The 10,079-nt window shown below is 66.1% G+C and carries 9 protein-coding genes; 2 read left to right on the top strand and 7 right to left on the bottom strand.

What is annotated here, in order from left to right:
• The first annotated feature begins 777 nt into the window (after window positions 1–777).
• Together FHR04_RS18430 and FHR04_RS18435 are read left to right on the top strand one after the other, a co-directional pair.
• Window positions 778–1,869 carry an AOC03_06830 family ribosome hibernation factor gene (locus FHR04_RS18430; protein ID WP_139404674.1) on the top strand — a complete coding sequence of 364 codons (1,092 nt, stop codon included), beginning with the start codon at window positions 778–780 and terminating at the stop codon, window positions 1,867–1,869.
• Between the two features lie 82 nt (window positions 1,870–1,951).
• Window positions 1,952–2,215, top strand: a complete 264-nt coding sequence (locus tag FHR04_RS18435) for a hypothetical protein (protein WP_139404675.1) — start codon at window positions 1,952–1,954, stop codon at window positions 2,213–2,215.
• A gap of 450 nt (window positions 2,216–2,665) precedes the next feature.
• Here the strand turns inward: FHR04_RS18435 and FHR04_RS18440 are convergent, their stop codons facing one another.
• The 7 genes from FHR04_RS18440 to FHR04_RS18470 form a co-directional block, all read right to left on the bottom strand.
• The gene (locus tag FHR04_RS18440) at window positions 2,666–3,685 is read right to left on the bottom strand and encodes a HoxN/HupN/NixA family nickel/cobalt transporter (RefSeq protein ID WP_139404676.1); all 1,020 of its coding nucleotides are present in this window, start codon (window positions 3,683–3,685) and stop codon (window positions 2,666–2,668) included.
• A 21-nt stretch (window positions 3,686–3,706) separates the two neighbouring features.
• Complete coding sequence (locus tag FHR04_RS18445; RefSeq protein ID WP_170214017.1) at window positions 3,707–4,666, bottom strand: urease accessory protein UreD; 960 nt, start codon at window positions 4,664–4,666, stop codon at window positions 3,707–3,709.
• Window positions 4,663–5,292: an urease accessory protein UreG gene (gene ureG / locus FHR04_RS18450; protein ID WP_139404678.1), complete on the bottom strand. Its 630-nt coding sequence runs from the start codon at window positions 5,290–5,292 to the stop codon at window positions 4,663–4,665. Before ureG ends, FHR04_RS18445 begins: the two co-directional genes overlap by 4 nt.
• 41 nt (window positions 5,293–5,333) lie before the next feature.
• Window positions 5,334–6,047, bottom strand: coding sequence for an urease accessory protein UreF (locus tag FHR04_RS18455; RefSeq protein WP_139404679.1), 714 nt, complete (start codon window positions 6,045–6,047; stop codon window positions 5,334–5,336).
• Window positions 6,048–6,066: 19 nt separating this feature from the next.
• Entirely contained in the window at window positions 6,067–7,785 is a 1,719-nt protein-coding gene (gene ureC / locus FHR04_RS18460) for an urease subunit alpha (RefSeq protein ID WP_139404680.1), read from the bottom strand.
• A 69-nt stretch (window positions 7,786–7,854) separates the two neighbouring features.
• Window positions 7,855–9,126, bottom strand: a complete 1,272-nt coding sequence (gene iscB / locus FHR04_RS18465; RefSeq protein ID WP_139404681.1) for an RNA-guided endonuclease IscB — start codon at window positions 9,124–9,126, stop codon at window positions 7,855–7,857.
• Between the two features lie 360 nt (window positions 9,127–9,486).
• Window positions 9,487–9,879 (bottom strand): nuclear transport factor 2 family protein, encoded by a 393-nt coding sequence (locus FHR04_RS18470; RefSeq protein WP_139404682.1) that lies wholly within the window; start codon window positions 9,877–9,879, stop codon window positions 9,487–9,489.
• Window positions 9,880–10,079 lie beyond the last annotated feature (200 nt).

Raw genomic sequence — 10,079 nt, forward strand, 5'->3', positions numbered from 1 at the left:
CTCGCTCGGAGTCTCATCGTTTTTGCCAACGCTTCCATCGGTGTCCGTATCTGACCTCTGTCGCAAAAGAAGGCGGGATCGATTGCGCGTTGGGGCTTCCGGCGCGTGCCCTCAAGTGGTCCGGCGTGTGGCTGAGGCGCCCACCTCAGCCGGACGGGGAGAAGTGGAAAATACCAGGGGCACGGTCTGAAAGAAGAGACCGCGCCTTCACCCATAGTCTGGATTTTAGCGCTACAGATTCTTCCGTTTTCATAAATAGATGGGACGATTTCTGAAATTTACCCTGTTAAAGGACCGAAAATATCACGTCCTATTTCATGGACAAGAAAATAACCTCCGATTTTGCTCTGTTTAGGCATCTTAATCATAAAAATGATAGATTATAAATATAGAGATGCCCACAGGTTTTATTAGATGGACTACCTGGCTATGATCTCATACACGAAAGGATGTGATAATCGATGGAAGCAGGAAACGCACTGGCCATTGCACTGGCCGCCCAGCACTCTCTGAGTCCGGCGAAGAGATCGGCTCTGTTCGTCTGGGCCGACGATGGCGGCACCATCATTCCAGGCTCTGGCGGCGAGGTGGTGTTTCAGGCCGCACAGTCGCCGGAGTGGTCCGAGCGGTCAGCGAAGCGTCGGCGCAAAAACCTGATCGGCAGATTGAGGCGCCGTTGACGGGACCAGCGGCTGTGACCGATCTGCACTGAGCGCTGCGCCCCGTTGTGCGGCGGTGTCCGTTCATTTACCCCTTGAGAACCACAGGAGGAAGCCCATGTTCACTCTCGAAACGGTCAAACACCTGCAAAGCCTGAGTGCCCGTCCCAGCGTCACCATTACGCTGCCCACCTCCCGCCACGCGCCGGACAACCAGAAAGACCCCATTCGCCTCAAGAATCTGGTGTCTGAGGCCGTGGACCGCCTGGAAGCCGAGTACGGCAAGCGCGAGACCTTAAAGCTCCGGGAAACGGTCCACGAACTGGCCGAAGGCGTGGACCACGAGCACAACCTCGATGGCCTGGCCCTATTTGCCAGCGCCGACTACCACGAGGTCTTCAAGCTGCCGTACCGCCTGCCCGAACGTGTGGTCATAGACGACACCTTCCTGACCCGTGATCTGGTGTTCGCCATGAACCGCACCCCGCAGTACTGGGCCGTGATGCTGACCGAGAAACCCACCCGGCTGTACCTGGGGCGCGGTCCCGATCTCCAGGAAGTGCGGGATCACGGCTTTCCGCGCGAGTACAGCGGTCCCGGCACGGGCGTGACCGTGCAGATGGGCATCGGGGCCTCGCCCAGCCGCGAGATCGAGCGGGCGCTGGAAGAATTTACCCGGCAGATCGACAGCGGCCTGCACGAGGCCGTCAAGGCACGGCCTTTTCCAGTGGCGCTGGTGGGCCTGTCCGAGAACCTGGGCATGTTCCGGCGGGTCAGCCGGAACATGGAGCTGATCGCCGCCGAAATCGAGGGCGGCCATGACCACCTGAGTCCCCACGATCTGGGCGAACTGGTCTGGCCCCAGATGCAGGCGGCCCTGCGTCAGCGGCGTCAGGAGATTTTTGGGCAGATCGAGCAGGCCAGCGGGCAGGGCCGGACGGTCACGGACCTGAACGAGGCGTGGCAGGCCGCGCTGGATGGACAGGTGGACGTGATGGTGGTGGAGGAGAACCTGCACTTCCCGGCGCAGATCAGTGGGGACGGCCGCCACCTGAAGCTGCTGCCGGGCGGTGAGGACGCCCCAGGCGACGCCGCCGACGCCGTGGACGAGATGATCGAACACGTTATGCAGCGCGGCGGACGCGCGGTCTTTGTGGACGACGGGGCACTGGCCAGTCACGGCGGCATGGTCATGCTCACCCGCTACTGAGGGAGGCGAGAGAACCGTGCGGGGCTTGCAGGCTTCACGCCGTCCCGCTGACCTCTCTCGCCGCCGCTGCAAGGAGGAACACATGACACGGCAAACCAGGGAACGCGCCCCGGTGGTCACGCTGACCGTCGGCCCGGGGGAGAACGGGCCCACCCTCAGCCTGCGGCTCGACGAGAAACGGGGACGCGGCAGCATGGCGCACGTTCACGTGGAGCGCCAGGGCAGCAAGCAGCAGGCCATTGACCTGCTCGTCGAACGTGCCCGGGGCTGGAACGATCAGGACCGCCGGGTCATCCGGGGCAAGGCCCACAAACTGCTGTGGAGCGCCGACTGGCTTGCGGTGTAGGCCGGGCCGGGTAGAAGGTGCTGCGCAGGAACCCGGAATGGGTGCCCACGTCGGGGAAACCATCCACGCCACAGAGCATCAGTGCACAGTTGAGCGACCGCAACGCCGCCCCACAGGCGGTCTGGAGCCTCCACCGTGCCACGATCCGCTCTGGCACGGACCTGATATGGACTCCGATTGAATTGTCCGCCAAGACGGTGGAAACCCGAGCGAGACTCGCAGCGCGGCGCCCGCAGACGTAGAACGCTTCGCATCAGACTTGAAAAGCTGCGGAGCAGAGGAAGAGTGTCCTCCCTGCGGGCGGTGACCTGCCTGCGGGCGGTGACCTGTCCTGGGCGTCTATTCAGGACGACCGCGAGCAGGAGCGGAATGGGTCTCAGGCATGGCGTGCAGACATCGGAGCGTTCCCGATTTGTCGACGAAACAGACGGCAGTCCGTATAAGTCGTCTTCAACTGGACCTTTCTGCAGCCCGGCCACGCCCCCGAGCCTGCAAGCGGGCGAACACGAACAGCCCCAGCGTGAGGCCTGCCAGCCAGAAGCCCAGCGGGGACACGTCCACGTCCTGAAGGGCGCCCAGCGCGCGGTTCGCCGCCGGGAAATGCTCCCCGGCCCACTGCGCCAGCGTGACGACGCCGATCACCAGGGCCACCAGGCCCGAGAGCCCCGTCACCCACAGGTTGTAGCCCCGCTTTACGCGAGGGTTATGAAGTGCCCAGCCGTAGGCGTGGGTCATGGCGACGCCGTTGAGGGTGTCCAGCAGCGTCATGCCCGCCGCGAAGAGCACGGGCAGCGACAGGATGCCCGCCCACCCCAGCCCCTGCTGCGCCGCGCTGCCCGCCAGGGCCAGCAGGGCGATCTCCGAGGCCGTGTCGAAGCCCAGGCCCATCAGGAAGCCCAGCGGCAGCACCTGCCACTGCCGGCCCACCAGCCGGGTCAGCGGCGCGATCAGCCGCGCGAGCAGGCCGTGCGAATGGGTGTGGTCCGCGTTCGTCCCGCTGCGGGCGATGCGGGCCGCCGTGGTCAGGTTCACGGCGGCGACCGTGACCAGATAAATCCCCGCCACAAAAGGGCCGACCCAGCCGCCGAAGGTCCCGATGCCCTCCTGCGCCCCCAACAAAGCCCTGCCGACGAAGGCCGCGACCAGCGCCAGCAGGAAGACCACCGTGGAATGCCCCAGGCTGAAAAACAGGCCCACGCCGTAGGCCGGACGGCCCAGGTTCAGCAGCTTGCGGATGGTGTTGTCGATTACCGCGATGTGGTCCGCGTCCCAGGCGTGGCGCAGCCCGAACAGGTAGGCGGTCAGGGCCACGCCCCACAGCAGCGGGGTCTGGCGCGCGGCGGGAACCAGCAGCAGCAGGGCCAGCGCGTGCAGGCCAAGAACGACGGCGAGGTAGGGCAGCCCCCGCCGGGCACTCTGGCGCACGGTCAGGGGAGTGGGGGCGTCCGGGGAGGGGAGGGGGTGCAGCATGCTTCTCCTGTGGGGCGGTCTTCAGGTTTTGCGTCCCTGGGGTGCGGGCGCACCGGTCAGGGCCAGCCGGGCCTCGTCCCAGAGGGCGTGCAGCGCGCCCGTTACGCTGATGGAGTCCGGGCCGAACGCCCGCGCCCAGGCCCCGTAGCCGCCGGGCAATTCGCTGGCCCCGCCCACCACGCCGGGCAGGCCCATCAGCCGGGCGTGCAGGCGGTCGGCCAGCGCCCCGGCGGGGGCCTGGCGGGTCACCACGTACAGGGTGGTCAGGGCGGCGTGTGGCCCGAGCTGTCCGGGCGAGTGCGGTGAGGCGGCCTGCGGCGCGAACTTGAGGCTGTCGGTGAACAGCAGCTCGCCCTGGGGGGTCCGCGCCTCCATCTGCGCGGCGTACAGCGCGTAGTCGTGGTGTTCGCCGTAGGCCACCCGCCCCGGCAGCAGCGTCTCGGCCACGATGGCCGTCGCGCCGGGGTGAAGCGTGAGGCAGGTGCGGGTGAAAAACCGCGAGTCGCGGAAGGGAATCACTGGATCGGGCAGGTACTCCAGAAAGCTCCCCTCGCCCGCCTCCAGATTCACGAGCTGGGTGGCGTAATTGCGCTCCATGCGGTAGAGCTTGGCCGCCGCCTGGGTGGTGACGTGTGCGCTGGCCCCCGGCGCGCACACCAGATCCAGCCGGGCGCGGTCCCCCTGCAAGGTGCCGCCGTGCGACAGGACGTACACGAACGCCGTCTCCGGGCGGTGCGAGTCCAGGTAGAAGGGCCGGAACACCTGAAGGGGAAACTGCTGGAAGTGATGCGTGAGGCGGGTGGCCCCGGCCAGCGGCGTGAAAGTCAGTTCGAGTAGCCCCACCTTGCCGGGCTGCCCCACCCCCAGGCCCTCGACCGGGGTGCCCAGCGCCGCGAACTCGGCGGGCAGATCGGCGGGGGTGTAGTGCGCGGGGTCCGTGCGCCCGCCCGGCACGTGCGGGCGCGGCGGGGCGGCGGTCACGCGGGCTGCGCCCGCACCGCGCGGCTGGTGATGTAGCTCAGCACATCGTTCAGGCCCTCGCCGGACATGCAGTTGGTGAAGATGAAGGGCCGCTCGCCCCGGAAGCGCCGGGTGTCGCGCTCCATCACCTCCAGGCTGGCGTGGACGTAGGGGGCCAGGTCCGTCTTGTTGATGACCAGCAGGTCCGACTGGAGGACGCCGGGGCCGCGCTTGCGGGGGATCTTGTCGCCCTGCGCCACGTCGATCACGAAGATGAACTCGTCGACCAGCGCCCGGCTGAAGGTCAGCGTGAGGTTGTCGCCGCCGCTCTCGACCAGCACCACGTCCGCGTCGGGAAAGCGCTCGGTGAGTTCCTCAATGGCCGCGAGGTTCATGGTGGGATCGTCGCGCACCGCCGTGTGCGGGCAGGCCCCGGTCTCGACGCCCACCACCCGCTCGGGGTCCAGCACGCCCGAGAGCGTCCGGCGCACATGCTCGGCGTCCTCCTGCGTGAAGATGTCGTTGGTAACCACCAGCGGGCGGTGGCCGGCCTCGATCAGGCGGGGCACCAGGGCCTCGATCAGGGCCGTCTTGCCGGACCCCACCGGCCCCCCGATGCCCAGGCGAAACACGTCTTTTTGCAGCATTTGAACTCCTTGGATGGATGTGGTCTGGGCTGGTGCGGCGCTCAGTTGATGAACAGGCGGGTGTCGGCGCGCTCGTGGTGGGCGGCCAGCACGTCGGTCAGTGGCAGGCTGGAGGCGATCTCGCGCACGGAGCGGTTCACGTTGGCGGCCACCACGTCCACGATCACCGGTTTCAGCCCGTGCAGCACCCGCTGCGCCTCGCGGTGGTCAATTAAAGTCAGGCGGATGGCCGCGCTGACGCAGCCCGCGCTGAAAGCGTACAGCTCGCCGGCCAGGGCGTGTTCGCGCGAGACACCCAGCGCCGCCTTCGCCAGCCCCAGGGCCACCGCGTGGTTGCCGGGCAACTCCCCGCGCTTGACCCGCGCCGCGTGCTCAGCCAGCACCGGGTGGCTGAACAGCGTGTTCGCCAGCCCCAGAAACTGCTTGCCGGTGCGCACCGAGGCCGAGCGGGCCTCGCGGGCCAGCTTGGTGGCCGTCAGGCGCAGGTCCGCCTCGGCGGCCAGGCCAGGATCGTCAGTCCACACCGCCTGATGTGCGCCCACCAGCGCCACGCCGTCCGCCGGCCCCACGCCGTGACGCAGCAGGTCGGTGATCAGGGCTTCCAGTTCCCCGCCGCCCACCGCCCCCTGTCCGCCGCCCAGCAGCCCCGCCTGCGCGTAGGCTTCCAGGCCGTGCGACAGGGTGTACAGCCCGCTGGGAAAGGCCGAGTCCGTGAGTTGCAGGCTGCCCAGGAACGGGAGCAGGTCTTCGGTCATGCTCTTTCCACAGCAGCCCTCACAGCAGGTAGTAGAGCTGGTTGAGGGGCAGCTTCTGGGCCGGTTCCAGGAAGGCGGGTTCGCCGTCCACGGTGACCCGGTGCGTCTCGGGGTCCACCTCGATCCGGGGCATGCGGTCGTTGCGAACCATATCGCGCTTTTGCACGGTGCGGCAGTTCCTGACCTCCTGAATGCGCCGCTCCAGCCCCAGGCGCGCGGGCAGGCCCAGGTCAATCGCGGCGCGCGGCAGGAAGGTGACGCAGGTCCCCGAGAGCGCCCGGCCCAGGGTGCCGTAGGTCGGGCGGTGGATCACCGGCTGCGGCGTGGTGACCGACGCGCCGGGATCGCCCATCAACGCGAAGTTGATCATGCCGCCCTTGACCACCAGCGAGGGCTTGGTGCCGAACCACGCCACGTCCCACAGCACGATGTCCGCGAGTTTGCCCGTCTCCAGCGAGCCGATCTCGTGGGCCAGCCCGTGCGTGAGCGCCGGGTTGATGGTCAGTTTGGCGAGGTAGCGCAGCACCCGGAAGTTGTCGTGATCCGGCGAGTCTTCCGGCAGTTTGCCGCGCGTCACCTTGCAGTGGTGCGCCAGCTGGAAGGTGCGCTGGCAGACCTCGCCCACCCGCCCCATCGCGTGGGCGTCCGAGGACATCATGCTGATCACGCCGAGGTCCTGAAGCACCATCTCCGCCCCGAGCGTCTCGGCGCGCACCCGGCTCTCGGCCAGCGCCATCGCCTCGGGCGAGTCGGGATCGACGTTGTGGGCCGCGACGATCATCTCCACCAGCTCCGAGGTGCTGTTGACCGTGAAGGGCACAGTTGCCGTGATCGAGGACGGCAGAACGTTCGGCAGGCTGGCGATCTTGATGATGTCGGGCGCGTGCCCCCCACCGGCCCCCTCGGTGTGGTAGGTGTGCAGCGTGCGGCCCCCGATGGCGGCGATGGTGTCGTCCACGAAGCCGGTCTCGTTCATGGTGTCGGCGTGCAACGCCACCTGCACCCCGTACTCGTCGGCTACCGTCAGCGCGCAGTCCAGCGCCGAGGTGGTCGAGCCCCAGTCTTCGTGCACCTTGAGCACCGCCGCGCCCGCCTCGATCTGCTCGACGAGGGCGGCGGGGTGGCTGCTGTTGCCCTTGGCCGAGATCACCATGTTGACGGGCATCCGCTCGAACGCTTGCAGCATCCGCGCCAGGTTCCACGGGCCGGGGGTGCAGGTGGTGCCCAGGCTGCCGGTCGCCGGGCCGGTGCCGCCGCCGATGAAGGTGGTGGTGCCGTTGGCGAGCGCGAAGTAGGCGTGTTCGGGGGTGGTGTAGTGGACGTGGGGGTCGATCACCCCCGCCGTGGCGATCATGTGCGTGCCGTCGATGACCTCGGTGCCGGTGCCCACCACCAGATGGGCGTCCACCCCGTCCATGATGGCGGGATTGCCAGCCTTGCCGACCCCGGCGATGCGCCCGTTCTTGATGCCGATGTCGGCCTTGACGACGCCCAGTACCGGGTCCAGCACGATGGCGTTGATGATCACGAGGTCGAGGACGCCCTCGGCGCTGGTCAGGCCGGGCATCATCCCCATGCCGTCGCGCACGTTCTTGGACGTGCCGATGGTCAGTTCATCGCCGCCCACGGTGAAGTCGCGCTCGATCTCACAGATGAGTTCGGTGTCGGCCAGCCGGAAGCGGTCGCCGACGGTGGGGCCGAACTGGGTGGCGTAGTGTTGCCGGGAAACCTGAACCATCACCAAAGCCTCTGGGAAGCCCCGGGCTTCAGACCTGGGGAGGGAAAGAGGCGAGCGCCAGGGGCGCTCTTAACAGCGGTAGCCATAGCCATCTCCTTTGTGCAGGGTGGTGCAAAAGCGGTGGTGGAGGCCGTCCACCTGCGGCAGTCTAAAGCTGCCGGTGGCCCGCACCGACACGCGGCCGGTGTAGGTGCCGGTCTTTTTGCCGCCCACGACGACGGCCCGGACGATGTCGCCGGTTTGAAAACCGAAGAAGCGTTTCTGCCGGGTGCGGTGCCGGTTCGGAAACCCGAACCGGTCGGTGCCGCACCTCTGCCGGTTGCCGCGTCCCATGGCGGTGATCATCAGCGGCCTGTGAGTTTCGATTTGAACGTGTGCTCCGCCGTCCCCGACACAGGCCGCGTCAATCCAGTGGGCTTTGTCAAAGCCCTGGGAAGTGCGGTTGAACGAGGTCTGCGCCCCGTCGCCGGTGGAGACCGGAAGGCCGAGTCTGTTCAGTTCGTCCAGCAGCCGCAGTTTGGTGGCGTTGACGGCGGCCGCGTCCTGAAGACTGGTTTGTTGCTGCATCTTGATGTTCTGGAGCAGCGCAGGTTTTTTGGCCAGGAAGTCTTCGGCGGTTCTGGTGCTCTTCTTGAGGTTGCACGCGGTACACGACCACACCAGGTTGGACACGTTGTCGGTGCCGCCCCGGGACTTCGGCGTCAGGTGTTCGACCTCTTCGCCCTTCTTGCCGCAGTAGGCGCAGAGGTTGTTCCACTTGTGCCGCAGGTAGGCGCGGACCTCGGTGCCGTGGAGGGTGCCTTTCTGGTAGCCCTGCCCTCTTACGGCCGGGTTGATGATTTTGTGCGTGTCGAAGCTGACCAATTCCATGGCGATAGACGACAGCGGGGCAAAGCGGCCCAGCCGCCTGGCCCAGGACAGCGTGGTCAGCACCCGGTGCATTAACGACGGGGGCAACCAGCCCTCTGGTCGGATGCGGTTGAGGAAGCGGGCAGGGCGGTGACGCAGTTTGCGGTTTCGCCGGGAGGCCCGCTGAGCCCGCCGGGTCAGCAGTTTCAGTTTGATCGCGAGCCCCCGGTGGGCCAGTTCGGCACCCCAGATGCACTTCTCGCCGGTCTCGCCGGAGAGAACCAGAGCGAGGCCGGTGGTCTTTGAACCGGGATCGAGTTTCAGGGCCAGCGGTTGAGCCGCCGAAGGCGACTCGGCCCCCAGGATGATGGTGAAGGGATAACGGCGGAACACCGCAGCCCGGCCCGCTTCGAGGAGCTTGCGGGCCCGTTTCGGGGTGCAGGGCATCAGTGGACTGTGGTCGGGGTTGAGGACGAAGACGCGGTTGGACATTTGTGGTTCCTTGCACTTACGTGCCGTGTGAAGGTCGCCTGGAGGGGAACATCGGGTTTGTTGCTGTGCATTCAGGGGCGTGGAAGAACCCGGTCCAGCTTTCTTTGTTTGCAGACACATGGCTCAGAACTGGCGAGGCATTCGGAGGTGTGATGGCCTGATGATCGTCTACTTCTAGGGAAGTCCTCGGGTAAGGAAGGGCTTTTAAATCGCTTCAACAGCCCCCGGATTGATCCGTGGGGATTCCTTACTGTCCTCCTGAGGCTGGATCGTGGGCCGGTGGGCCGTGCGGGTGTGGCCTGTGTGGGTGCGTCCCCGCAGGCACGGTCACGCCCGCGCAGCCCAGCCGATGCGCCCGGCTCAACTGACGTCTTCCCCGACTTCTTCCGAGCTTGCAAACTCCTCCATTTTCACGATCAGGTCGTTCTCCACGGTATAGATCTGAACCCATTTCTGTTTCAACTCCCGTCCAGAGCGCTTCACCTTCTGATGCTCCTGACCCAGCACGACAACCATGTTGCCCTCGGCAATGAATTGCTGGGGTTCGAAGCTGATGACTTCCGTTGTGCCGAGAATATTCTCAAAGAACTTCCTGACCCCTTCTTTGCCCTCAAAAATGCCACTGGGGATCATCTGCGTGCCGTGGTAGATCCACAGGGTGTCCTCGGAAACGGTAGCTACAAATTGTTCGACATCCTGCTCGGCGAAGGCGGAAAACATACGGTCTATCACGGCCCGTTCTGGATTTTTCATTGGGGACCCCCACGGTGGCTGGCCTCTGCACCAGAATGTTCTCTAAAAACGAAATTTCACGTTTGTTCCAGAACTCTGTACCGGACATCTTCGAGTTGAGGCTGTGCTGGACGGGAAATCCCTGAACGTGTGACAGGTTGCGAATCGGCAGGATAAACGGCGGTGTTTTGGGTGTGTGACGACTCCAAAACCCGCCGATC

The organism is Deinococcus radiopugnans ATCC 19172, from assembly GCF_006335125.1.
Classification (GTDB): Bacteria; Deinococcota; Deinococci; order Deinococcales; family Deinococcaceae; genus Deinococcus; species Deinococcus radiopugnans.

Coding starts and splice junctions, on each gene's coding strand:
- ureG (WP_139404678.1), bottom strand. CDS start 5,292: ATGCTGCAAAAAGACGTGTTTCGCCTGGGCATCGGGGGGCCGGTGGGG.
- iscB (WP_139404681.1), bottom strand. CDS start 9,126: ATGTCCAACCGCGTCTTCGTCCTCAACCCCGACCACAGTCCACTGATG.
- FHR04_RS18455 (WP_139404679.1), bottom strand. CDS start 6,047: ATGACCGAAGACCTGCTCCCGTTCCTGGGCAGCCTGCAACTCACGGAC.
- FHR04_RS18440 (WP_139404676.1), bottom strand. CDS start 3,685: ATGCTGCACCCCCTCCCCTCCCCGGACGCCCCCACTCCCCTGACCGTG.
- ureC (WP_139404680.1), bottom strand. CDS start 7,785: ATGGTTCAGGTTTCCCGGCAACACTACGCCACCCAGTTCGGCCCCACC.
- FHR04_RS18435 (WP_139404675.1), top strand. CDS start 1,952: ATGACACGGCAAACCAGGGAACGCGCCCCGGTGGTCACGCTGACCGTC.
- FHR04_RS18430 (WP_139404674.1), top strand. CDS start 778: ATGTTCACTCTCGAAACGGTCAAACACCTGCAAAGCCTGAGTGCCCGT.
- FHR04_RS18470 (WP_139404682.1), bottom strand. CDS start 9,879: ATGAAAAATCCAGAACGGGCCGTGATAGACCGTATGTTTTCCGCCTTC.